Source organism: Sphingobacterium arenae, from assembly GCF_014692505.1.
Classification (GTDB): Bacteria; Bacteroidota; Bacteroidia; order Sphingobacteriales; family Sphingobacteriaceae; genus Sphingobacterium; species Sphingobacterium arenae.
This window is the reverse complement of sequence record NZ_JACNYK010000001.1, coordinates 1,559,375-1,585,633: the sequence shown is the minus strand read 5'-3', so window position 1 is coordinate 1,585,633 and position 26,259 is coordinate 1,559,375. Positions and strand designations below refer to the sequence as shown.

At 44.0% G+C, this 26,259-nt stretch carries 14 protein-coding genes; 8 read left to right on the top strand and 6 right to left on the bottom strand.

The features are described 5' to 3' along the window. The first annotated feature begins 12 nt into the window (after positions 1–12). From H8B17_RS06100 to H8B17_RS06080, 5 genes are all read left to right on the top strand, one after another. Entirely contained in the window at positions 13–2,892 is a 2,880-nt protein-coding gene (locus H8B17_RS06100) for a SusC/RagA family TonB-linked outer membrane protein (RefSeq protein ID WP_190308231.1), read from the top strand. Positions 2,893–2,914: 22 nt separating this feature from the next. Further along, positions 2,915–4,684 (top strand): RagB/SusD family nutrient uptake outer membrane protein, encoded by a 1,770-nt coding sequence (locus tag H8B17_RS06095; RefSeq protein ID WP_190308230.1) that lies wholly within the window; start codon positions 2,915–2,917, stop codon positions 4,682–4,684. A 28-nt stretch (positions 4,685–4,712) separates the two neighbouring features. Beyond that, positions 4,713–5,720, top strand: coding sequence for a DUF5627 domain-containing protein (locus H8B17_RS06090; protein ID WP_190308229.1), 1,008 nt, complete (start codon positions 4,713–4,715; stop codon positions 5,718–5,720). Positions 5,721–5,738: 18 nt separating this feature from the next. Continuing rightward, positions 5,739–7,445 carry an endo-1,4-beta-xylanase gene (locus tag H8B17_RS06085; RefSeq protein ID WP_190308228.1) on the top strand — a complete coding sequence of 569 codons (1,707 nt, stop codon included), beginning with the start codon at positions 5,739–5,741 and terminating at the stop codon, positions 7,443–7,445. A gap of 84 nt (positions 7,446–7,529) precedes the next feature. Then, on the top strand, positions 7,530–7,970 hold the full coding sequence (locus H8B17_RS06080) for a hypothetical protein (RefSeq protein WP_190308227.1): 441 nt from the start codon (positions 7,530–7,532) through the stop codon (positions 7,968–7,970). A gap of 72 nt (positions 7,971–8,042) precedes the next feature. On the opposite strand, the gene H8B17_RS06075 is transcribed toward H8B17_RS06080, so the two are convergent. The 6 genes from H8B17_RS06075 to H8B17_RS06050 are packed head-to-tail and all read right to left on the bottom strand — an operon-like array spanning position 8,043 to position 17,095. Continuing rightward, entirely contained in the window at positions 8,043–9,800 is a 1,758-nt protein-coding gene (locus H8B17_RS06075; RefSeq protein WP_223816380.1) for a glycoside hydrolase family 43 protein, read from the bottom strand. Positions 9,801–9,853: 53 nt separating this feature from the next. Further along, positions 9,854–11,404 carry a hypothetical protein gene (locus H8B17_RS06070; RefSeq protein WP_190308226.1) on the bottom strand — a complete coding sequence of 517 codons (1,551 nt, stop codon included), beginning with the start codon at positions 11,402–11,404 and terminating at the stop codon, positions 9,854–9,856. Between the two features lie 26 nt (positions 11,405–11,430). Next, positions 11,431–13,464, bottom strand: coding sequence for an alpha-glucuronidase (locus H8B17_RS06065; RefSeq protein WP_190308225.1), 2,034 nt, complete (start codon positions 13,462–13,464; stop codon positions 11,431–11,433). A gap of 28 nt (positions 13,465–13,492) precedes the next feature. Continuing rightward, positions 13,493–14,455, bottom strand: a complete 963-nt coding sequence (locus H8B17_RS06060) for a glycoside hydrolase family 43 protein (RefSeq protein WP_190308224.1) — start codon at positions 14,453–14,455, stop codon at positions 13,493–13,495. A gap of 17 nt (positions 14,456–14,472) precedes the next feature. Beyond that, complete coding sequence (locus H8B17_RS06055; protein WP_190308223.1) at positions 14,473–15,609, bottom strand: endo-1,4-beta-xylanase; 1,137 nt, start codon at positions 15,607–15,609, stop codon at positions 14,473–14,475. A 19-nt stretch (positions 15,610–15,628) separates the two neighbouring features. After that, the gene (locus H8B17_RS06050; RefSeq protein WP_223816379.1) at positions 15,629–17,095 is read right to left on the bottom strand and encodes an MFS transporter; all 1,467 of its coding nucleotides are present in this window, start codon (positions 17,093–17,095) and stop codon (positions 15,629–15,631) included. 300 nt (positions 17,096–17,395) lie between these two features. On the opposite strand from H8B17_RS06050, the gene H8B17_RS06045 reads away from it, so the two are divergent. The 3 genes from H8B17_RS06045 (at position 17,396) to H8B17_RS06035 (ending at position 26,222) form a co-directional block, all read left to right on the top strand. After that, positions 17,396–21,391: a hybrid sensor histidine kinase/response regulator transcription factor gene (locus H8B17_RS06045; RefSeq protein WP_190308222.1), complete on the top strand. Its 3,996-nt coding sequence runs from the start codon at positions 17,396–17,398 to the stop codon at positions 21,389–21,391. Between the two features lie 169 nt (positions 21,392–21,560). Next, positions 21,561–23,192: a tetratricopeptide repeat protein gene (locus H8B17_RS06040; RefSeq protein WP_190308221.1), complete on the top strand. Its 1,632-nt coding sequence runs from the start codon at positions 21,561–21,563 to the stop codon at positions 23,190–23,192. Between the two features lie 231 nt (positions 23,193–23,423). Beyond that, on the top strand, positions 23,424–26,222 hold the full coding sequence (locus tag H8B17_RS06035; RefSeq protein ID WP_190308220.1) for a TonB-dependent receptor: 2,799 nt from the start codon (positions 23,424–23,426) through the stop codon (positions 26,220–26,222). Positions 26,223–26,259 lie beyond the last annotated feature (37 nt).

Here is a 26,259-nt window from a genome sequence, read left to right as displayed (position 1 = left end):
ATTGCAGCTAAAATGATAAAAAAACATATAAAAGCTTGTTGTATCTATATTTCACTCTCTTTAACAGCAGTTGGATTACAGGCACAAGAAGTTGTCGAAAATAGGTCACAGACGAACCCAGACAGTTCCATCCATGTGGCATTCGGGAAAATAAACGAAAAAGATGTATTAGGTGCCGTCACTTCTGTGGACGTTTCTTCTCTGATAAACAAAAACTATAGCACCTATAGCTTAGATAACCTAGAAAGTTTCGTGAGTGGATATAGCGGAAATATCTGGGGACAGTCGCCGCTCATTCTAATCGACGGTATTCCACGCCGTGCGGAGGATGTTCGTATGGTCGAGATAGAATCCATCACCGTATTAAAGGATGCGAGCAGCGTCGCTTTATATGGGAGTGCGGGTTCCAAGGGCGCTATATTGATCAATACGCGCCGGGGATCGATCAAGCCGCTCAGCATCGACGTCCGAGCTAACACCGGGATATTAGTTCCGAAGCGCTATCCTACGTATCTAAATGCGGCAGAATACATGACGCTTTACAACGAAGCATCACGTAATGACGGTATCGCAGAGCGGTATACGCCCGAAGCGATCTATAATACGACGATAGGGTCAAATCCCTATCGGTATCCGGATCTTAATTTTTTCTCGGACGAATATTTAAAGAAATATTCGTCTAGATCGGATATAACAACGGAAATCTCCGGCGGGAATGAGCGTGCACGTTATTATACCAACATGGGGATGTCTCACTTCAATGATATCCTTAAAGTTGGAGAAGGCAACAATAACAAAGACCTCTCCTTCAACATCCGTACGAACGTGGATATGAACCTGACAAGTTGGTTAAAAGCATCAACCGATGCTGTCGCCATCATCGCAGATAACAACTATGCTCGAGGTAATTTCTGGGGTGCCACGGCAAATATCCGTCCTAATCACGACGGATTTCATCCGTTTGTGCCTATAGATCGGTTAGATCTTACCAATCCTGATCTCGAAGCTATCGTTCAAAACAGTAATCACATTATTGATGGAAAATACCTGTTAGGCGGATTATCCAATATGCAGACAAACGATCTTTCGCAAATGATCGCATCCGGCTACATCAAGAACAGAAATCGAACTTTTATGTTCAATGTCGGCGCGGAAGCAGATTTGAGCAGCATTACACCGGGCCTAAGTTTCAGCACCCGTTACAGCATGGACTATACCACGCGCTATACGGAAGGGTATAACGTACCCTACGCGACGTATCAACCCCACTGGCAAATGGTCGATGGTCAAGAAATGATTACCTCGCTGACTAAATTTGGTAATGATGGGAACAGTACCAATGAGTTCATCGGTACTTCATTATATTATCAGACGATGTCACTCACATCTCAGTTCAATTATCAACGCACCTTCAATCAACATCATAACGTAACCAGTACCTTATTGGGATGGGGTTATATGCGGCAGTTCTCGAGTGATATCGATACCAATCAGGGTGGAAGCGACTATCAGCCTTTCCGAAATACCAATCTCGGTATCCACGCCGGTTACAATTACAAACAACGGTACTATATCGATTTTACGGGATCTGTTGTTCATTCCGCCAAACTGCCCAAAGACAACCGAAGAGCCCTTTCACCCAGTGCAACTCTTGGCTGGCGGATCAGCGAGGAAGATTTCTTTAAAGATCAAAAGTCATTTGTAGACGATCTAAAGTTGACGGCTTCTTACTCATCGTTGAAACAAGATCTAGATATTACGGGGTACTACCTCTATCACGAAAATTATGGCAATAGCACTGCGGAAGGTGCGTTGGGTGCATGGTATCAATGGCGAGACGGAGGTACTACGGGTGGCGGTGGTGCCACTGTTCTCTCTGGTCGTGGGGCTAACCCAAATCTTACCTTTGTGGAGCGCAAAGAGTTTAGAGTTGGTTTAGATGCATCGCTTTTAAATAACCGCATCCAATTAAACGCCAACTATTTTAGACAACACACCAATGGTTTGCTCACGCGAGGAGACGCTACTGTTTTTCCATCTTATTTTTTGGGGAACGGGGATTTTCGGCCTTGGCTTAATTTCAACAACGATATGCGTACGGGCGTTGATTTCTCCGGAAATTTCAACGATAAAATCGGCAATGTAGATTATTCTTTAGGCTTTGTGGGAATGATATACAATTCTAGAGCAACGAAGAGAGACGAGGTATACGAAAATGATTATCAGTATCGGGCAGATAGACCATTAGACGCTTCTTGGGGATATATTGCAGAAGGATTTTTCCAGAACCAAATCGAAATAGAAAACCATGCTAGGCAAACCTTTGGCGGAGATTTAAAACCTGGAGACATCAAATATCAGGATATAAATGGTGATGGACTTATCGATAGTAGAGATCAGGTTGACTTGGGACATCATGGTGGGGCCGCCAATCCGTTTAGTTACGGATTGAACCTGACCCTAAAGTGGAAAAACCTAACGTTTTTTGCGCTGGGATCAGGGCACGTCGGCGGTATGGGCTTCAAGAACAATTCCTATTATTGGGTAAGAGGGCTAGGTAAATACTCGGAAGAAGCTTTAGGTCGTTGGACAGCAGAAACGGCGAGTACAGCCACTCATCCTCGCCTAACTACAACCGGGAATAGTAATAATTTCCAGAATTCCACTTTTTGGATGTACAAAAATAACCGCTTTAATCTGAACCGCGTACAGCTTACCTACGACTTAGACGAACATCTATTCCAGAATTCGTCGGTTGTCAACCGCATAAGCGTTTATGTAAACGGGGATAACCTACTCGTTATTTCAAAAGAACGAAAAATGATGGAAACCAGCTTTGGAAGTGCGCCTCAAATGCGGTTTTATAACGTAGGGGTTAAAGCTTTCTTTTAAATCTAATCAAACGTACTATAATATGAAAACGAAGTTATTTATGATCGGTATAATCGCTGCAATACTAAGTAGCTGTGAAAAGTGGTTAGAACCCGATCCCGAAAATATAAGGAACGCGGAGCAAATGCAAGTTGATACACATTTTGCACAGGGTTTTGTAACGACCGCGTATAGAGCCATTCCTGGTTATTATAACAATAGCGATTTTGCAACGGACGATGCCGTTACCAACCTGCGTACACATTCCTTTCTGCAAATGGCGACCGGCTCATGGAGCGCTGCCAACAATCCATTAAGTGTTTGGAACCAATCCTATGCCACCTTATTATATCTTCACCAATTTTTGGAAAATTCACATCAAATAAAATGGGCGGAAGACGAAGAAGCGACTGCACTTTTTAACATGCGATTGCGAGGAGAAGCATATGGTCTACGGGCATTATATATGTACTTTCTGTTACGTAATCACGCGGGTTTCACACCGGATGGACAGTTACTGGGCGTTCCTATTGTGACCGAATTCCTATCCACCACCGCGGATTTCAATACACCCCGTGCTAGTTTTGCAGCTTGTTTAGAGCAGATATACCATGATCTAGACAGTGCCGAGCGATTTTTGCCCTTAGAGTATGATGATATCAGTAATGCTTCTCAAATACCCGAACGTTTTACTTTCATAACACAGAATGCATCCACTTATAACCGCGTTATGGGTCGATACAGTCGTCAACTTTTTAACGGGCTTATAGCCAAATCTTTTCGAGCAAGAACAGCCTTGCTGGCTGCTAGTCCGGCCTTTCAGCACGTATCTAATCCGGCTAACTGGGAACAGGCAGCCGACGCAGCGGCAGCAATTATTCAATATAAGGGTGGTGCAGATGCTTTGCCTGATAATGGATTGACTTTTTACAATAATGTGAATGAAATAGATGGCTTAAATGATGGTAACAATCCACCCGAAATGATCTGGCGGGAAAACATCCAAGCAAACAATGGTGATCGCGAGGCACAAAACTTTCCTCCATCATTATATGGCGAAGGTTTAACAAACCCGACACAAAATTTAGTGGATGCTTTCCCAACAGCCGACGGATACCCTATCGATCATCCAAATAGCACCTATAACGCGGACAATCCTTATGCCGGGCGAGATCCTCGCCTGAGTTATTATATCATCTACAACGGTAGTACAGCGGGGGTTACAAGTGCCGCTATCTATACGGGGAATGCTTCCTCCACCGACGATGGATTGAATAAACTGGCAACGTCTACCCGGACGGGCTACTATATGAAGAAAGGGTTGCGGATGGATGTCAATAGAACCCCGGGCAATATCGTGGGGAGAAACCGTTACACGCCACGTATTCGATATACAGAGATTTATCTATCTTATGCGGAAGCAGCGAACGAAGCATGGGGTCCAACCGGCACCGGAGTCCATTCATTTTCTGCATATGACGTTATCAAAGCCATACGTCAAAGAGCTGGTGTAGGGGCGAGCAATAATGACCCCTATTTAGAGGAGTGTAAAGCGGATAAAGAAAAGATGCGGGAATTAATTCGAAATGAACGTCGATTAGAACTGTGCTTTGAAAGTTTCCGTTTTTGGGATCTTCGCCGCTGGAAGCTCAGTTTGACAGAAACCGCTCGTGGCTTAGATGTAAATGGAACCAATTATACACCGATTGCTGTCGAGGTGCGATCTTATCAAAACCACATGTATTACGGCCCCATTCCTTTTTCCGAGATACTCAAATACAACAACCTAGTACAGAACGCCGGTTGGGAATAACGTAAAGGTTAATTTAATTTTAGAAGACATGAAAAGAAATAAAATTTTAATAGGTTTAGCGTTGATTTTCAGTACGATAAACAGTTGTAAAAACAACATGCTTGAATTACCAGATTTCGATTACCAAACGGTCTATTTTGCTAACCAATACCCCGTTCGTACGGTGGTGCTGGGCGAAGACGCGAACGTAGACAATACGCTGGATAAGGAACATAAGGTGGAAATAAAGGCAACCCTTGGCGGAACACGGAACAACACCGAAAATGTTATTATTGATGTAGCAGTAGACAATACATTAATAGACGATCTCTATTTTCCGAACAACGGCCCTAAGATGGAACCATTGCCTGCAGGCTATTATAGTTTGGCGGCAGATCAGATCACTATTGCTCCCGGCAACATTATGGGCGGCGTTCAGGTACAGCTTACAGATGCTTTCTTTGCCGACCCATCGGCCATATCGAACACGTACACTCTCCCATTAAAGATGAAAAATGTGCAGCATGCAGACTCCATTTTATCCACGAAAGACTTTGTACTGTATACCCTTAAGTTTATCAACCAATGGCATGGGAATTATCTTCGACGGGGTAAAGATGCCATGACAGGCGACGTTGTTCGCAATGTTACACGCCATGCGGCATACGTAGAAAATGACGAACTCAACAAGTTAAATACCCGCTCGCTTCATTCCACCGCTTTTCCGGTACAATTTAGGGATGCGGAAGGAGGCAATATTTTTTCCTGTACATTATTATTAGATTTTGACGAGGAGGGGAAGTGCAGCATTTCAACGAACACGACGGGGTATACAGTGACAGGCACGGGTTCTTTTGTAACGAAAGGAGAGAAAAACAGTTGGGGTAATAAAGATCGTGATGCCTTGTATTTAGATTATCAAGTAACGTATAGTAATATCTCCGTGGGTAGTAGCGATGATACGAGAATCATCAGCGGCAATATCGCTAGCAAAGATACGCTCGTCATGCGTGATCGTGCGGTGTCGCCAGAGTATATTACCCCTGTAGTGCGTTAATTTCAAAAAAGACAAATTATGAAAAGTTATACAAAATGGAATAAGAGGCTTGCTATTTGCTTAGCAGCCTCTACCCTGCTCGGTAGTTGTGCCGAATTTGAAACCCGTGATTTCTTTGCTGACAGACCGCAAAGTTTAATTGACCAAGAAGAACGGGATGCCTACAACGAGCTCAAAACTTACGTCAATTACGATGGTCAACCGCATTTTAAATTAGGTGTCGAGCTTTCTTTAGCCGATCTGGCGAGCAACAACGTTTTCTATCGGTTGATGCAGCAACATTTTGATGAGGTCAGTTTAACGACGGATTTGAGACACGTCAACGCTGTCCAAGAAGATGGGTCGGTCGTCTTAAACAATAATGTGAGTGCAGCACTGGAAACCCATGCGAACACCGACATGTCCACACATCTGGGGCATTTGGTCTGGCATGAAAATCAAGCGTCAGATTATTTAAATGCTTTAGTTGCCGATATCATTATTCCCGGAGAATCAGGAACAGAAATGCTACTGAATTTTGAAGAGGATGAATTGGGTAAATCTTATGCCGTCATCGGTTCAGGAAGTACGAGCGTAGCAAATGACCCGGACGGCATAAGCGGAAAAGTATTATATGTATTGGGCCCTCAAACCTTTCCCCAGTTTGAGATTAACTTACCCGAAGGGCTTACACTAGGTGATTCGAAGTCTGTCACGATAGATTTTAAGGGCGCAGGCTGTTGTGGTTTATACGGAGCAGGTATGCGTATGGCTATCAGCACTTCATTAGGTTCAGTAACATTGATTAATTATGGTAGCCCTTCCAGCTTCGGTGCGCCTGATGGTCAATGGTTCAGAAACGGTATTATTTTACCAATTGCAAACCTCAACCTCAGTGATGCGCAGAAACAGCTCACCAGTTTTGTCTTAACCATTGGTTCAGCAACAGGAGCTGCCGATTATCTGATAGACAATATCTCCGTGCAATGGGAAAAAGTCGGCGAAACAATTATCAAAACACCGGAAGAAAAAGCGGAGATATTTACGGTTGAACTTGATAAATGGATCGCAACTATCGGCACAACCGGTAAAGAAAGGGTTAAATCTTGGAGTGTTGTATATCAGCCTATGGATGAAGAAAACCCTTCTGAATTGCGTAGCGGCGCTGGTGTAGCTGAGTTACCTGCGAACACGTTCTATTGGCAAGATTATCTTGGTAAAGATTACGCCAGCATTGCCATCGGTATGATTAAGCAATACGCCAATGCAAGCGATCAGATATTTTTTACGGAAACAAATTTAGTCGACAATCCCACTAAGATTCAAGGTTTAGTAGATTTTATTGCCTATACAGAAGATAAGGGAACGCCAGTCGATGGTATAATTGCCGAATTGTCCTTAAATGTGGATGATAACAAGGAAAAAATAGAATCTACGCTGCAACAGTTAGCCGCAATAGATAAACTAATAAAAATCTCGTTCGATATCGGTACAGGAACAACGATTAATCAAGCAACAACGGCTTTATATCAGCAACAAGCCGCGATGTATAAATGGTTTGTGGAAGCATATTATCAAATAATTCCGGCAGATCAACGAGCTGGCATTATATTCCGAAGCCCGGCGGATCGGGTTTCTAACGCGACCTGGAGGCCGAATCAACCAGTGGGCTTATTTACCAATAGTGGTGGTTATCAACGTAAACCTGCTTATGTAGGTGTCGTTGAAGCATTACAAAATAATTGATTCTCCTACATTTAATAATGGATAAGGGCTGTGGTTTTGTACACGGCCCTTAGATATGCTATATCTGTCTATTCTTAAATTGCTTTGTCGTCGTTCGGAAGTATCATTGCAGCGGACGGAAGTGTCATGTCGTTGGGCAGGAGGGTAATGTCGTCGTCTGCCGAAATCGTTTTGTTGCCCTACCTGATGAAACTTCCGGCCATCTTTTTTGCGTCGTCGTATGGGATGATCATTCCGTTGCCCAAGACAAACGTATTGTCGTATGCCGAAATCACGTTGGTGCACAAGAGTTTATTTTCGGCGGGCAAGAAAATTACATGGAAAGACACAAAATTGGTTATGGAGGGCAACAGTATCATCTCGGCACACGGCATATTGGTTTCCTTGCATGGGGTTATGAAAAAGAAGCCCATCTTAATCGTCTTGGCATATGCCGGAATCCGTTCCCCATACAAAAGAGCCGTATCCTTGCCCGGCACCTTGTTCAAGTCGTACGCCGCCACGACGTCGACGGATTTCAATTGATCCTATTTTTAGATTTTAATAAACGGCGTCCCACGGACGTGGAGCAACCGTTCAAGCAACTAAACTAAAAAATTAGTCTATTTTAATATCGCTGGCAGAAGTTGCATATAGCCCGATCATAGCGCCGGTAAACCCACCAGCTACATCTGTCGACAGGATATCACCTGATACCGTGCCGCCTAAGTTTTCAAAATCGCCACTATCTAGCGCGTAGGCAAATTGATAATCATCTCCCTGGGCTTCCACTTTCAGGGAAATTTTGCCGATTTCAGCTAGTTTAGCTTGTGCAATAATAGACGATTCGCCCTTCTCCGTCCGTTCTAAAACGATATAATACTCTGCACCCGACTTGGTTACGCCGAATACATAATTAAATGTCTCGCTTTGTACGCAAGCTAATCCTGCCAGATCACTTTCTGTTTCAGGTTTATAGTACATATCCACGGATGCCGAAAAAGTAATATGCTGCTGGCGGTGAAATAGGGTAGAAATGGGTTTCTGCGCTTTGATATTCACATCAAATGGTTTAATGACCAATCCATTTGTACGCTCTTCAACAAATTTTTCACGAGGGCCGCGGAGGGCAATCCAGCGATCATCCAAACCGTTTCCGTCAAATTTATCTATAAATGTAAAATTACCGTTCTGGAAAAACTCACCGCTGTTCATTTTATTTTCCGCACCTTGGGGCATTTTGATAGACGGTCGGAGCGGCTCCATCCCTCCTTCAAATACAGGCCATTCACCGGACCAATCAACGGGTAAAATAAACGTTTCACGACCAGTATTTACGCGATTTTTCTCATTCGGGCGGATGGCTAGAAATACGCCATACCATTCTCCGTTCGGGGTTTCAACAAGATCCGCATGGCCGGCCCATTCCACCGCATTAGATCGGCTCTTATCCAAATGCCGCTGCGAAAGAATAGGGTTCGTTGCAGCTGGCTTATAAGGACCACGGGGACTATCGCTCACAAAGACAACTTCGCTATGGTTCCCTCCCGTTCCACCTTCCGCACACATCAGATAATATTTATCGTTCCGTTTATAAATATGCGGGGCTTCGATCCAAATCGGTTTTTGAGCGATATCGACACCACCGTCGACAATAATCTTATCGGTACCAGCGATGACCTGATCTTTCTCCACATCATAATCCCACACCTTAATCACACGATGTCCTTGGTATAATTCTTTCCCTTCGTCAGGTGCATCGTTATGGATCACATAAGCTTTCCCATCGTCATCAAAAAACAATGCCGGGTCAATTCCACCGAAATCGAGCTTAATGGGATCTGACCAATTACCCTGCAACGGATCTTTAGTCTTAACAACCATATTGCCAATTCCAGATGCAATTTGTGTTGTAATCATATAAAACGTGTCGTTATGCGGATTGTACATGATGTCTGGGGCGTAGATCCCGGCACTGATGCCTGCTGTTTCGACCTTTAACTGGGACTCTCTATCCAGTACATGACCAATCTGCTTCCAGTTCACCAAATCCTTGGAATGGAAGATAGGCACACCGGGAAACATCACAAATGAAGAAGTCACCAAATAATAATCGCCTCCCTTGCGGGTAATACTCGGATCGGGATAACAGCCTTGTAAGATCGGGCTGTAAAAGTGTCCTTCGGGTAAGGAGTTTTGGGTATATATTTTATCATTGCCCACATATTCAAAATTCTGAAAAACAGGCTCGCGGCCTGCAACAACAGCATCTTTCTGATTTCTGTGATCTTGCTGACAAGACGACATCAATGTTATTGCCAGCAAGCTGAGCCAAGTATTCCGTTTATACTTCATCCTTCTCGGTTTTATTTTCATGTTTTTCACTTTTATTTATTACCACCTATTCATTCCAATGCCGGAGCCGTAACCTACTTTGTTAATCTAATTGAAACGATTGATTTTGCATCTACATTAACGACAACAGTTCTTTTATCTCCCGATAACGCAACATTCTTGCTGGTCATTACACTTTCTTCTGTGCTTTCCATGGCTTCAACACTAGATATCTCAATAGGTAGATCAAATTGTATGACGCCTAAGTGAATTTCCGCGCTGTTCTGTAACACGAGCGTAATGTCATACTCACCCTCATAAGCAGTTAGCAAAAAGTCATTATTTCCCGTTATTCTATCTATACCGATGCGCTGACGCCCTGTGGCATACTGCGCATAGTGCGTCATGATGGTCGATCTGGGCAACAACTGCCCTACAGCCGTTCCTTGCTCGCCGTCGCCAAGCATGCTATAATAACGTTTCAGGTACCAATAGATGTAAGCATTGAAGTTAGCATCCATACAACCGTAAATATCCTCGCCCACCATCAACGCTTGATCCCATGACCAGTCGTTAGGACTATTTGTATTATGCAAGTGCTCCGTCATCCAGATTTCTTTCCCGTGTTGTCTGGCTAAGGGGTAATCACCGATTCCTCCTCCATATAAATGTGTTCCTACTATGTCCAAATTTTGTACAGCAATAGGATCGTTTAAAACCGGATCCGTATATTCTTTTTTGAAATTAACCGCTTCCGCAGCAATAACGTTCACCTTTATCCCGTTGGCGTAATCTTTCATGAATGCCAATATCTGAGCGGGTGTCCACACACAAGCATCATAATCCGGATCCCAATCCGGTTCATTTTGGATAGAGACAGCTTCAATGGTAACACCGTTATCCGCCATGTAATCGACGAAAGCATTCAGATGATCCACGTAATCTTGGTAATACTCGGGCAACAGATATCCACCATTGCCTCCCGACTGTTGTTGATTACTTTTCATATAGGCGGGAGGTGTCCACGGAGAGCCGAAAATACGTACCCCTAAAGATTGTGCTTTTTTGGCTATCGCCAAATCTCTGTCCCAATGTGCAGGGTCAGCGTAGATCATCATGCGTAGCATTTTGAAACCCAATCCGTCTTCTCCATACAGAAGCTCTATTTCCCCTTCTGTCAATTGATTGCTTCCTAGCCATAGCGCGGGATTGAGCATCCCGCCGAAACCGGTAATATGCTGATATTTCAAGGCCGTATTAACCGCTAATGTAATGGGGGGCTTTGGAGATTGGCTAACGTTGACTTTTTGCTCAACACCGGTCGTACGGTTTTTAAACACCAGCTCCTGCGATCGTTCTTCTCCTGTAGTATTCTCCGAATAGTTGAACTGGATCCGGGTAGCGCTCGCATGCGCTAAACTTCCGCCTTTCTTAAAGGTGAAATCCGATAAAAATCCGTCGGATGTTGATGTCAATTCCCACTCGGAATACGCCCAACGCAACGTAAGTTCTCCGCGGCCTGCAGCGTGGGTCAGCGCCATCCCGTCTTCCGATACCTCGAGAGATGGCGCCGTGGTTCCTTCTTCTTTCTTACAACCTAGGAAAAACAAAGGCAGCAAGAAAATCATAAAAATAGATTTGTTCATTGTTATAGGTTCATATAAGTTAACAGTTAATTATGGTGTTTCATATCTAATTTAATTTTCTTCAATTCTTCTAAATCATGAATCGGGCGATCGAGCTCATAAGGTATAGGCATTTGGGAGAACGTCTGGAAATATAATAAGCAGGCATCTTTCCACCACACCGCATCCTTTGTCTGAATTTTCAATTTGGATTGTATCTCGTTAAATCGTTGTTGATCGACATAGGATTCAAGCTTATCCCAAGTTTTCTGAAACTCCCGTACCTCCTGTACGCCTCGGTCATAATGAACACAAAGCTCATCCCATAACGTACGTCCACTTCTCATGCGGTGCGTCCACGACACATGATGGAACCATAGTAACAGATTTTCCGGGCACGTCCCGATCATATTAAATGTAGTCCGCAAAGGTTCATTATATTGCGACACGGCGTTGCTCCCGTTTGTCGTACGGTCAAATCCTAAACCCACGGTATCTGCATTATGGTAATACCAAGGCATCCAGTCTGGTCTCCCTCCTTTCCGATCCCCCCACGGTTCCGGCCCATAGTGGTGGTCGAAGGCGAAAATATGATGTAAGCCCAATGGCATCATATAATCCACGACTGCTTCACGGGAATCCATCATCATCTGCTGAACCGGCTTCACAAAATCCGCATCCCGGGTAAACGTCGTCCGAATCCATTCTCGTGCAATCTCTTCCGACGAAAGTTGATGATTCCAGGCCAGGCGTCCAAACGCGTACCAATTCGCTTGTGCAAAATGGTGCCCTGTCCAGTTGGCGTCTTCACCTATATTGGCAACGGCCGAAATAGCGGTTTTCTTATGCTGCCAGATACTTCCATCTGTAATACGCGCCACCGTATTCCCCTTTCCGTCGCTATACGTATCCGCATCCAACGTTTCTTTAAATAACGGTGCCAGATAAGCTAAATGGTTCGAAAAGCCCAGGTATTCCTGTGTAATCTGAAACTCGATCATTTGGGCGGTATTCTTCATGGCGCCGAAGAGCGGCGTAAACGGTTCTCTAGGTTGAAAATCTACGGGGCCATTTTTGATCTGGATGATGACATTTTCCCGAAATTTCCCATCCAGCGGTACAAACTCCTGATAGGCTTGTTTAGCCCGATCCTCTTCCGTTGGATTATAGACAAAAGCCCGCCACATCACCAGCCCGCCATAAGGCTTCAACGCATCCGCCAGCATATTCGCGCCATCGGCGTGGGTACGACCATAATCCTGCGGCCCCGGCTGGCCTTCTGAATTTGCTTTGACCAAAAAACCTCCAAAATCAGGAATATGCTGATAGATTTCTTTCACCTTCTTTTTCCACCAATCTTGCACCTCTTCGCGCAAGGGGTCGGAGTCAGACAATCCATCCAATACTTTCGGTGATGAAAAATTGGCCGATAAATAAACCCGGATACCATATTTTCGGAAGATATCGGCCAAAGCTTTCACCTTAACAAGATAATCCGAGGTTAAAATTTGTGGTGATGCATTGACATTGTTCAACACGGTAGCATTGATACCGATAGACGCGTTTGCACGCGCATACTGTTCGTATCGTGGCGACAGTGTATGAGGCAGCTCATCCCAACGCCATAACGAATACCCCGCATACCCTCTTTCTACCGTCCTGTCGAGATTATCCCAATGGTTTAATATGCGGATATCGTAATCGGGAATCTCTTCGACCTGTAGGTGGTTGGTGTCCTCTCCTGCCTCTTGCAGCCTTAATAAGTGGTAAGCGCCGTAAAGCAGCCCCACCGGTTCCGCGGCAACAAGCTCGATGTTCGACGCATCTCCTTTCAGCACATAACCTTCTTTTAATCTTTTCAACTTTTTATCTAGCCTCAGCACCACCGACTGTCCTGCCCAGTAAGTCTGGAGTTCCTGTTGGGCCAATTGAACCAGATCATGTGTGGCGCGTAGCTTTATGGTCCGTTTATTCGCCACAGACTCATCAACAGGTGTATACCTTAACCAAAGCTGACTTCCATCTTCTGCATACACCAAAAACGGAAAGAGAAAGATTACATATAAGAAATGTCGTGTCATGGTAACCCGAATTTTTATTTTTTTGAAATTATTGCCCTGCTATTGTCCTGATGGCACCATTTTCATCATACTCCAATTCGATCATTTTCATGCTGCGCAACCAAGTTTTACCTCCGGCGGGCACAGCGTCATGATAGAACAGATACCACTTTCCTTTAAACTCGAGAATACTGTGATGCGTTGTCCAGCCGACGACAGGTGTAAGAATAACCCCCTGATAGGTAAACGGACCATACGGATTATCACCCGTAGCATAACACAATAAATGCGTATCACCCGTGGAATAGGAAAAATAGTACTTGCCATTGTATTTATGTACCCAGGACGCTTCAAAAAAGCGGCGTTCGGTATCCCCCTGTTTCAACGGATTACCTTCCTCGTCCAGCAAAAGTATATCGCAAGGTACTTCAGCAAACTCCAGCATATTATCCTGGAGTTTGGCTATTTTCGGACAAAGTGCCGGTTCATGAAAATGTGGAAGTGAACAAGGGGGAGTCAGTTTATTGTCCCGATAAAACTGCAATTGTCCACCCCAGATCCCACCGAAATAAACGTAATGTACGCCATTCTCTTCGAAAACACAGGGGTCTATACTATAGCTTCCCTTCATCGGGTTTGCTTCCGGAACAAATGGTCCTTCTGGTCTATCGCTAATCGCCACGCCTAGACGAAAAATATCATTTTGGTCTTTCAGTGGAAAGTACAAATAATACTTTCCATCCTTATGTGCCACATCCGCATCCCAAAGCTGTCGTCCTGCCCATGGAATGTCCTTTACCGAAAGTACGACGCCGTGATCGATGACTTCGGATTCCGGATCTTCCATCGAAAAAGCATGATAATCTCGCATATTGAAATGATCACCGTTATCGTTTTCGGCGATACCACTTTCCCAATCATGCGAGGGATATATATAAATCTTATCTTCAAATACGTGAGCAGACGGATCTGCCATATAATCATTCGGAACTAAATATCTAGGCGTCTTCATATTAAAAATGTGTCTGGTTATTTTGTTAAATCAATAAGGTCTTGAAAGAACAGTTTCGGTTCATAGTCACGGTCGAACAACAACGGATAATCTGTACGTCCTTCGATCGGCCAATCATTCTTCCAGGAATCGGCGTCTCCCACTCCCCACACAGTTACCCGACTGATCTTGTCTTGGTGCTTTACATATAATTTAAAGAAATCGACATAGCGCTTTCCCAATTCTTGCATTTTATCCTCCGGTAGATTTTCCTTATAGGGATCTAAGCTCCTACTATAGGCTGCCGTATCGGTCAATTCGGCTCCTACATGCTTTCTTGCATGTGGTAGAACAGATATATCCATCTCCGTCACCATGACTTTAACACCTAGGTCCGCAAAGTCATTTATCGTTTGCTCTGTTTCTTCGAGGGAAGCATGGGTCAACCCGTGATGTTCTTGCATGCCTAAACCATCGATTTTTATCCCCGCTTCCTGTAACTTCTTAGCTAACCTGACGATACCTGCACGTTTCGCCGGGATGGCTGTCGAATAATCATTATAATAAAGTTCCGCTTCGGGATCGGCCTCGTGTGCAAATTGAAAAGCTAATGGAATGAAATCTTCACCAATAATCTCGTAAAACTTACTTTTTCTGTATTCTCCATTATCTAGAATAGCTTCGTTTACGACGTCCCATCCGTCGATACGGCCTTTATAGCGGGATACCACTGTATGAATATGGTTTCGCATCCTTTCAATCAACACATCACGCGAAACATCTTTTCCCGCTTTGTCGGAAAAAAACCATCTAGGCGCTTGGGAATGCCAGATTAAGGTATGTCCCACCATGTGCATATTGTGCTTTTCACCATATGCAACAAACTGGTCGGCGTCTTTGAAATAAAACTCGCCTTCCCGGGGCTGTATATTTTCACTTTTCATACAGTTTTCGGCAACTACCGAGTTAAAATGCTGTTCGATTACTTTGTTCGCAACAGGATTCCGCTCCCAAATCTGCGCTAAGTTCAAAGCGGTGCCCACGTAAAACTGTTCCGCATAGGCCTCCTTTAAAATGGTCTCCTTCTTCTTGCTCGTTACCTGTGAATTTGTAGAAGTGCAACCCACACTCCACGTAGCTATTCCAGCTAAAATTACGGTCTTTACTATGTTCATATTTAATTTATATTTCTGCTTACTGTTTATGTCTATTTTCTATTTCGTAATTGAGTTTATCGATCAGCTCATCTTCCAACTTGTATTTGGAAATAATAAACATTGCCACGATCAAGAGAATCGCCGGAATAATGGCCACGAGCCATAAAATACCTTGCTCAGCGAAGGCAGATTGTGTAAGTGTATTATCTTTATCAAAACCAACATACGACAACACTAAACCGGGGACAACGCCCCCCAATGCCATCCCTGCTTTGTAGAAAATCCCGGTCAACGCATTGACAATACCCGAGATACGTTTGCCCGTTGCATGTTCTCCATAGGATATGACTTCCGGCACCAGCGCCCACATATAACCCGTCGCGACAATAATACCGGTCGATTTCACAAACTGCGCAACAAGTACCAACCCAACCTGTGATTTGAAGGAAGGAACGATCGATATAACATACAGCATGACCATCCCCACAATAGCAATGGTTAGGAACACGTAAAACATCTGTTTCTTACCGATAGCCCGCTTGATAGCCGGTACCAAGGGCATAAAGATGAATGCCGGAATAGAACCTAACGCCATAAAATAGGGCAGCATTTCAGGCGCTTGTACATTGTAGATCATATAGTAGGATCCTGCGGAATTCCCAATAGCCATCATGGCAAATGCCGTGATGAAAAAGAACGCCAAAACCCGAAGCGGACCATTGTGTTTAAATTCGACCCACAGATCGGAAACCTTTACATTCTCGGTTTCCTTTTCATCCATGACCACGCGCTCTTTCGTTTGTGTATAACAAAACAGCAGCAAGCACAGACCGATAATGGCATAAATGGTCATCGTTATAAACCAAGCTTCACCCGATTCACGGGAGTTTATTTTACCATCTGGTGAAAAATACTGCACGACAATAGGTACGCCGTATCCCACGGCTAGACCACCTAGATTCGCCATGAACATGCGCACCGAGGTCAGTTTGGTGATCTCATCCGTATCCCGGGTCAGCGATGCGTTTAACGCCCCATAAGGAACGTTGATCAGGGTATAAAGCATCGACAAGCCTACGTAGGTCACATAGGCGTAAACCAACGATCCGGAAAATCCGTTCCAAAAACATAGGATAGCAAAACCCGTGAGCGGAATTCCCCCCAGCACTAAATAAGAACGGTATTTACCCATCTTCGGATTACGCTTATCGACAAAGGCACCTACAATAGGATCCCAGATCACGTCGACAATCCGGACGACAAGGAACATGACACCGGCGGCGGCAGCGGAAATTCCGAAAACATTCGTGTAAAAAATAAGCAGGTACATCGAAACCGTTTGGTAAATAAGGTTCTGGGCTAAATCGCCTGATCCGAAGCCTATACGTTGTACATGTGATAGCTTATAAAAGCCTTTTGATTCGTTTACCAAACGTGTTTCTGCGTTCATGTTGTGCGTATCTCTTGTTTTAGGGTTTATAATTCGACCGTGCTTCCTTATCATAAACGATGATTTATTATCGTGTTTAGCCCATTCCTATCTTATAGCAAGTCCTGCATATTGAAGGGATATGACGAACGAAGCAAAAACGTGAAGTAAAGGTAAATCAATCGGTTAGCAAAGATGATCGGGCACGTTACATTCCATCTCTCTTTTGTTGCAAAGACCTTTCCATATGTTACATATTCGTTTCTTTCCGTTTCGCGCTTCGATTCGCTGTCTGTTTTGAGTTCAAAAAAAACTTTCCATTGTCACAGAAATGAATAGATTTTGTATCTTTCCTTTTGATAACCGTAAAAACCAATGTTAAGAGTATTTTTGCTTTCGATATTTTCTTTCTGTACGCTCATGGTTAGCGGACAAGCCACTCGCATTTATGATCATCGAGATTATGGATTTGGTGAACTGTCGTCTAATCTAATTACGAGTGTGGAGCAGGACCAAAATGGATATATATGGATCGCTACCGAATACGGTCTTAATAAGTTTGATGGGGTGCGTTTTGTGCAATATCTTCATGATGTACAAGACAGCACTTCCATATCAAGCAATCACGTTACTATTCTTCATCGAGATAGCGATAACCGTCTTTGGATTGGTTGTTCAAATGGTCTTCAGTATTACGATGATCATAGCGAACAATTTATTCGGATTAAATTCCCTGATCAGATTGCTCCTCACATTATCGATATTCTAACACGTGCCGACGGGTCATTATGGGTCGCTACCTCAGGTTGGGGTTTTTTTTCCATTGATATCAACCTGAACGCAGCCCATTCATTAGAACAAGTGAATCAACTTGCGGGTGGTATGTATGGGCGTAAGCTTTTAGAAGACAGTAGACACCGGGTTTGGATAGCGACCGATCGCGCCGGTGTCATTTGTATATCTGCAGACCTCCAACACACTAAAAAGTTTTCGGACGATGAAGTTCCGTTTCCCAAGGGGGCGAAGTATAACATGGTGAATACGCCCTCTGGCGATATAATATTAGCTTACAACTCCCGGGTTGTCCTCGCCGATAAGTCGCTTACGAAATTCACCTCCTTATCATTTGAAAATAAACAACATCCGACGATCAATGAAATACGAACTGTGCAAGATGGGAATGTCGTCATGAGTACGGAAGGTGGCGGCATATGGCATTTAAAGTTATCGGAGCATCCCTTATTAATTCGTCAAACAGAATTATCAAATCTCGACAAGAATTATAGTAAAGCCAGTATAAGAACATTTTTTCAAGATCAAGAAAGCAATTTTTGGCTCGGTTGGTTCCAGCGCGGTCTCGTTTTTATACCGGCTTCCAGCCACCAATTCGAATTTTGGCGTATCTTAGAAATAGAAGAATCTGATAGCAAAAAGATCAATGCGATTACAACCGACCGACGAAAGCATATTTGGTATAGTGTAGAAGGTGCTGGACTATTTAAAGTAGATAGTACAGGCCGCATACTAAAGAGATATCCCCAACTTCATGATATCATGCAGCTATTAGAAGACCAACGTGGTCATATTTGGTTCTTGTCCTTTCGCCGTGGGCTAGGCAAGATTGAAGAAGGAAAGAGCGACGCCGTATATATGGATATCTTGCGGGAGAAAGAGACCAGAACAATGGCGTTAGGAAAAAACGGCAAATTGTATATTTCGACATTCGGAAACGGATTTGCAGAGTATGACCCCCACAATAACATATCCAAACAGTTCACTATGAACGATACCACGAACCCTAACGGTGTATTAGGGAATGATTGGGTCAACACCATTTTATGCGGTCAAAATGGCTTAATTTGGCTTGGTCACCATAAGGGCGTGAGTTGTTATGATCCCCAACAGCAGACATTTATAAACCAATGGGCAAACGAGGATCTTTCGGAACAAATTGTCCTTTCTTTACTAGAAGATAAAGATGAGCATGTCTGGGTCGGAACATATAACGGCCTGCACAAAGTTGACAAAAGAAGCAGAAAATTAACAAGTTACACCACCAACAACGGCCTATCCAGTAATGTTATTTCTGGCCTTGGTAAAGATAAAAGGGGAAATATTTGGTGTAGTACATTTAACGGTATCAATTATGTAAACCCGAAAGAAGATCGGATCATTACCTATTACACGGGAGACGGTTTAGTTGATCGTTCGTATAACCGCTCCGTTTATTATCAAGACCCTGATGGAAAAATATACTTTGGTGGAAAACAAGGCATTACCTCCTTTTATCCAGAGCAGGTGCAATTAACGAAATATACGTACCCCGTATATGTCACCAACTTATATATCCGAAATCAGACCATCAAACCTGGATATTTGTCTGGTAATACGCCTATTTACACGCAAAGTTTGGCGACCACAAACGAATTCCATTTTGGCAACCACGACGATAGTTTTACATTGGAACTCTCCACGATGGATTTTAACAGTCCAGAAAACATCCACTACGAATATCGGTTGAAGGGTTTCAACAAAGCTTGGAATACGACTTTACCGGGCGTCAATCTGATCACCTACAATAATCTTTCGCCGGGAGAGCATGAGTTGGAAATCAGAGCCTGTAAATTTGGGGCGTATTCGGAAAGCAAGTTTCTTACACTGCATGTCATGCCTCCTTGGTACCGCAGCACATTAGCTTATCTTATTTATCTGGTGCTATTCATCGGTATCCTTACCTTTATCGCTCATTATCTTCGGGAACGCCGGTTAGAAAAGCTACACGCCTATAAGCTTCAGCTTTTCACGGACATCTCGCACGAGATTCGCTCCCCGCTCACCTTGGTTCTTAGTCCCATTGATAAGTTGATAAAAAACACGGTTGATGCACAAGCCAAAGACACACTACAAAATATGCGCAGAAATGCACATCGCATTCTTAACCTTGTCAATCAATTGCTCGATATCCGCAAGTTGGAAAGTGGCCAACTTCAATTAAAATTCCAGGAAACAAACATTGTCGCATTTATCAAGCAGGCTGCGGATGCCTTTGCGCAACAGGCGCACGAAAGAAACATAACGTTTCAGGTCACCTCCGATTCCAACTACATTTCGATTTGGGTAGACACGAACAGTCTGGAGAAGGTCATCCATAATTTATTGTCCAACGCCTTTAAATATACGCCCGACGGCGGTATGGTTGATGTGCATGTCACCTCTTCCCTCAACAAACAAAACAGTAAACCCCTTAGCTATGTGGAGATAAGTGTTTCCGATACGGGGCCGGGCATCCCGGAAGATGATACGATCAAGATTTTTAAACGTTTTTATCAGGGAAACAATCAAATTTCGGGAGGACAGCGGGGATCAGGTATCGGCTTGCACTTTACGCAAGTACTTGTTGAAAGACACGGCGGGAAGGTCTTTGTCGAAAACCGAACAGACAAATCAGGAAGTCGCTTTTTCGTCCAAATCCCTATGGGAACCCGCCATTTACCCAAAGCCCAGTTAACAACGGAAAACGATCCTATATTGGTTGAAAAACCAGCTGTGAGACCGATCGTGGAAACCATTATGAAGCCAACCATTTCCCATAAAACAAATTTCAAGGTGCTCGTCGTAGATGATGAGAAAGATATTCTTCGTTATGTAAGCCAGGAACTGCAAAACATCTATAAAATCATATCTGCAGAAAATGGAAGTGAAGCATTCCAACTCGCGCTATCGCAGCTCCCAGATTTGGTTATATCAGATGTCTCCATGCCCGATATGGATGGATTTGAACTCGTCAAAAAGATGAAGAGCAACAGCACGACTAACCATATACCCGTTATTCTGCTTACTGCTAAAATAAACCACGAGGACCGCATGCAAGGAATCGGTTTAGGCGCAGATGCTTACCTGACCAAACCCTTTTTAATTGAAGAACTATTGGTCTTGGCTGAAAACTTAATCAAGAACCGAATGACGGTGAAAGGAAAATACTCGGGCGCCCAGGAGCAAGAAGGAAAAGTGAAGACGATCTCCTTTAAATCAAGCGACGAGATCCTGATGGAACGCATCGTTAGCATCATTAACCAGTATCTGGAAGATCCAAGCCTCAATGTACAATTATTAGCCGACGAAGTAGGATTAAGCCGGGTACAGTTACATCGCAAAGTGAAGGCATTGACCGGTATTTCGACGAGTGAGTTTATTCGGAACATACGCCTCAAGCAGGCTGAAAAACTACTTTTAGACAAGCAAATGAATATCTCCCAGGTGGCATACGCTCTGGGCTTCACGAATCAGACACATTTTTCTACCTTGTTTAAAAAGATGTATGGACTGAGTCCTTCGGAATATATAAACCGCCACGCGAAACAACATAGTTGATACACAGCGATCTTTAAGGCACAAGCGGTTGATAAAATCATCAACCGCTTGTGCCTTATTGCATAAATGTTGGTTAATAAATATTTAATTAACATTAATGTAACCGTAAAATCATATAAGCATTTTACTTTTAAGCTTTTAGGTTCATTTCACAAAGGACAACAACTTAATGACAATTTTCTTTAGGTATTTATTTCTTCCGGCATTCCTGTTATGTCTGGGGAATGTGCTGCTTGCCCAGAAAGACACGCCCGAGGCCCCACTCCTACGGGAATCCATGCGTGAAAATCCCGATGAGGCATTTAAACAGATAAGAAGAACGTTACATGCCGCTTTAGCCGATGACGACCACTACCTAGTGGCAGTCTGCTACGGACAGCTAGGCGATTTATATTATTTTCAAGCAGCCTATCTACAGGCATTAGACAACTTCTACCGGGCCGAATCCCTATTTAGAAAGCAAGAACAGTTACCCCAACTGGCAGCGATATGGATTAAAATCGGCGAAACCAGGCTCCATAACAAACAATACTCTTCCTCCTTAGAGGCTTTTGAACAGGGTCTCTTCTTATATAAGTCGGCAGACGTACAGGAAGGTATCGCCGATGCGCTGGCACACATCGGACAGGTACATGAGAAAAACGGAAAGCTGGAAGAAGCTAAACATTATCAGCATTTGGCACTCGCGCAGGTTGGCGAGAAAGGTGATTGGGCCCTTGCCGCGAAAATTCATGAAAATATAGGTAGCATTTATGAAGATAAATTTCAGCTCGACTCGGCCCGCTTCTATTTTAGCAAAGCATTGGAAATCGCCAAGAAGACAAGTGATCAGACGCTCCATATCCGAATTACCAATAACATGGGCGACATTTATCGAAAAACGGGCGAATACAGCACGGCACTGGATTACACGCGTCAGGCGGTCGACTTGGCAACAAGGATGAACGAACATTATCAGCTGGCTAGTGCCTACCGTGATCTCTCCAAAATATTTTCCTTGACCGGACAGTACGACAGTGCCTACCATTACAGTGAAGCCGGCAGAAATATCCATACCGAGATATTCTCCGAAGATAATGCCAAACAACTAACGATCCTGCAGACTTTATTTGAATTGGAGCAAAAAGAGGATGCTATTACCCAATATGAACGGGAGCGGAGAATTCACTTAACCATGTTCCTATTCGGTATAGCCATTGTTTTGTTGTTGTTATTCTTAGGGCTCAGCATCATCAGCCGGCAGCGGTCAAAGATTGCCAATGAACGCAAGCTTAACGAGCAAAATCAAAAACTCCACGAGACACAGAAGATCGCCATGGAGACCGATCTCTATAACAAGCAGCTGAAAGCCGAAAACCTACGAAACGAGCTGGAGCTCAAAAGCAAGGAACTGACCAGCCACACCCTTCACCTAATCCAGAAAAACCAGCTTCTGGAAGAGCTGAAGGAAAAGCTTGGCGAAATCGTTAATAACGATAAGCGAGATCAGCGAAAAGAATTAAAACAGCTCTTGAATCTGCTCCAGCTCAACCACAACCAAGACAAAAACTGGGAGGACTTTCGCGTTGTATTCGAACGTGTACACGAACATTTCTTCGAGGGGTTAATGGCGCACTGCAGCAAACTCAGTTCCGCAGACCTCCGATTGGCTGCATTATTAAAAATGAATCTACGTTCGGCCGATATAGCCACGATGCTCGGCATATCACAAGATAGTCTTCGAATAGCCCGATATCGGCTACGAAAAAAACTCGTCCTACCCGAAGGGGAAAGCTTAAGCACCTTTATCCAAAATCTTTGACACCCCTGTTAAAAATAAGATAATACCTTTTTAACACAAACTTAATGGATTTAAAAACACAGCACAACAAACTGATAAACAGTGTTTTGATAAATAAAAAGACAGATTGTTGCCCTGTTGTATACGGTCATAAAGCAGCTGTTGATGTTTTGTTTACGGCAGAAAATTGTAATTAACGGCCAAGTCGTTAACCTTTGTCGAGTATTAATTAACGGAACAATTTATATACACATGAAACTTATTTACACTATTCTGCTTTTATTATGTTGCGCTGCATCTTACGCGCAGACAACAATCTTAAAAGGTAAAGTTTTGGACAGCAACGACACCTTTTCGTTGCCCGGGGCAACACTAAAACTCGAACCGAGCAACCGATATACCATATCCGATATCTCCGGAAATTTCGAGTTTCTGAATCTTCCGGCCGGCACCTATACCCTCAGCGTGAACTATATGGGTTATCAAGCATATACCAAACAGATTTCGGTAAATGGAAAACAAGAGCAATTAGCCGTTTTGTTATCCCCTTCTAGCCAGACTATCGGGGAAGTCAGCGTGATGGGCGATATCGCTAAAGGACAGGCTAGAGCACTAAACCAGCAAAAAAACAACAGTAATATTACCAACATCATCTCCAGTGATCAAGTCGGCCGTTTTCCAGATCAAAACATCGGTGACGCATTGAAACGTGTACCCGGTATCACCATGCAGAATGACCAAGGTGAAGCACGTAATATTATCGTACGCGGCTTATCCCCGGAATTGAATTCGGTTACGCTGAATGGTGACCGCATCCCCTCGGCCGAAGGCGACAACCGGAACGTACAGATGGACTTGATTCCAGCCGATATGATCTCCACGATTGAAGTAAACAAAACATTAACCCCCGATATGGATGCCGACGCTATCGGCGGGTCAGTGAACTTGATTACGCGCGCGGTACCGAATAAACAACGTATATCCGCTACATTTGGCGGGGGATATATGCCTATCCGCGAGAAAGGCATCTACAATGGTTCCTTGGTATATGGTAACCGCTTTGCCGACAACAAACTAGGCATCGTGCTCAGCGGTACGATTCAAAGCCAAACCTTTGGGTCCGATAATATCGAGGCCGCCTGGGAACAAGAAGACGATCAACCCTTTGTCGAGGAGATGGAAATCCGTAAATATGATGTGCAACGTATTCGCCGTAGCTTCTCCTTAGCCACCGATTACGAAATCAATTCCAGAAACCGGCTGGAACTGAATGCCATCTATAACTGGCGTGATGACCGTGAAAACCGTTATGCTACGACCTACACCGACCTGGAATGGGACGCCGATCAAAATTCGTATGTGGGCGGTATCCGTAGACAAACAAAAGGCGGTATAGACGACAAGACGAATAAAAACGCGCGTCTGGAAAGACAGACCGTCATGAATTTTTCGTTAAAGGGTGAGCATTTATTGACTTCTAAATTAGATTTCGATTGGGCGGCTTCTTACTCCAAAGCTTCTGAAGATCGCCCCAACGAACGCTATATCGAGTTCGAGCAGGAAGATGTGCTGTTAAATAACGACTTTTCAAACCCGCGCAAACCTTTCGTTGGAGGGGATAACCGAGATTACGGGCAGTTTAGCCTGCGCGAATTAACGGACAACCAAGATTATACGTCCGAAGACGAGTTTGGTGCGAAAATAAACTTCCGTATCCCGTTAAGCGTCATTGCCGATCAAAAAGGCAGATTCCGTTTTGGCACAAGGTTGCGTATCAAGAGCAAAAAAAGAGATAATATTTTTTACGAGTATGCTCCTATCGAAGATCTAGGTGCCATGAGCACGTTACCGATCGAAAATTGGGCTAACAGTAACTTCGCTCCGGGTAGCCAATATGTTCCCGGCGGTTTCGTAGACAAGCGTTATCTAGGTGGATTAGACCTACATAATGGGTCGCTATTCGAGCAAGATGTCAATGCTTCGGAATACCTGGCCGAGAACTATCATGCGAATGAACTCATCGGCGCAGGTTATGTACGCTGGGATCAAAACTTCAGCGAAAGAACATCGATGATCGTAGGTGCACGGGTAGAATACACCAAAATCGATTATACCGGAAATTATGTACAAGATGAAGAAGAGCTGATCGGTGAGATAAACAACAAAAACGACTATGTCAATATACTGCCGAGCATTACGTTCCGCCACGACGTGACAAAGGACTTCATCTTGCGTGCTGCTGTGACAACGAGCTTAGCCCGTCCGAATTACTATGCCTTAGCACCATTCGTCAGCGCGCTTCCGGGCGACTACGAGGTTTTTGCCGGAAACCCTGACCTAAAAGCTACTTATGCCACGAATTTCGATCTGATGGCGGAAAACTACTTTGACAACATTGGTATACTATCCGGTGGTATCTTTTATAAGAAGCTGAAAAACTTTATCTACTCCTATCGCGATGCCAACTATTCTCGTGAAAAGTTTGCATCAGATTTTCCGGATATTACCAATCCTATCCCGGCCGATGTAGATAGACAATGGACATTTGTGCAATCCCGGAACGGCGACAATGTGGACGTATATGGTGCAGAAGTTGCCTTTCAACGGCAGTTGGATTTCCTTCCCGGCAAGTTTCTAAAAGGCTTCGGCATTTATGCCAACTATACCTACACACATTCTGTGGCGAAGGGGATTACCAGTGAGGATGGCGAGGAAAGAACCGGTCTTGGCCTTCCCCGTACAGCACCACACATGTTAAACGGATCCCTATCTTGGGAAAACAATAAATTTTCGGCCCGGGTATCGGCCAACTACACTGCCGCTTATCTGGATGAGATCGGTGACGCCGATTTCTATGACGCTTACTACGACAACCAGTTTTTCTTAGATGCCAATGCAGCTTACAAAATCACGAAGCAGCTGCGCATCTTCGGTGAAGCGAATAACCTGACCAACCAGCCTTTGCGCTACTATCAGGGAAGTAAAGAACGCACGATGCAAATGGAATATTATCGTCCGCGCTTTAACTTAGGATTGAAATTTGATTTATAACAACCCGATGGGTACACCCATACCAAAACCAGCAGCG

Excerpts from the sequence above, each read along its gene's own strand:
- H8B17_RS06045 (WP_190308222.1), top strand. The coding sequence starts at position 17,396 with ATGTTAAGAGTATTTTTGCTTTCGATATTTTCTTTCTGTACGCTCATG.
- H8B17_RS06090 (WP_190308229.1), top strand. The coding sequence starts at position 4,713 with ATGAAAAGAAATAAAATTTTAATAGGTTTAGCGTTGATTTTCAGTACG.
- H8B17_RS06055 (WP_190308223.1), bottom strand. The coding sequence starts at position 15,609 with ATGAACATAGTAAAGACCGTAATTTTAGCTGGAATAGCTACGTGGAGT.
- H8B17_RS06085 (WP_190308228.1), top strand. The coding sequence starts at position 5,739 with ATGAAAAGTTATACAAAATGGAATAAGAGGCTTGCTATTTGCTTAGCA.
- H8B17_RS06075 (WP_223816380.1), bottom strand. The coding sequence starts at position 9,800 with ATGAAAATAAAACCGAGAAGGATGAAGTATAAACGGAATACTTGGCTC.
- H8B17_RS06060 (WP_190308224.1), bottom strand. The coding sequence starts at position 14,455 with ATGAAGACGCCTAGATATTTAGTTCCGAATGATTATATGGCAGATCCG.
- H8B17_RS06065 (WP_190308225.1), bottom strand. The coding sequence starts at position 13,464 with ATGACACGACATTTCTTATATGTAATCTTTCTCTTTCCGTTTTTGGTG.
- H8B17_RS06050 (WP_223816379.1), bottom strand. The coding sequence starts at position 17,095 with ATGATAAGGAAGCACGGTCGAATTATAAACCCTAAAACAAGAGATACG.
- H8B17_RS06040 (WP_190308221.1), top strand. The coding sequence starts at position 21,561 with ATGACAATTTTCTTTAGGTATTTATTTCTTCCGGCATTCCTGTTATGT.
- H8B17_RS06100 (WP_190308231.1), top strand. The coding sequence starts at position 13 with ATGATAAAAAAACATATAAAAGCTTGTTGTATCTATATTTCACTCTCT.
- H8B17_RS06070 (WP_190308226.1), bottom strand. The coding sequence starts at position 11,404 with ATGAACAAATCTATTTTTATGATTTTCTTGCTGCCTTTGTTTTTCCTA.
- H8B17_RS06035 (WP_190308220.1), top strand. The coding sequence starts at position 23,424 with ATGAAACTTATTTACACTATTCTGCTTTTATTATGTTGCGCTGCATCT.
- H8B17_RS06095 (WP_190308230.1), top strand. The coding sequence starts at position 2,915 with ATGAAAACGAAGTTATTTATGATCGGTATAATCGCTGCAATACTAAGT.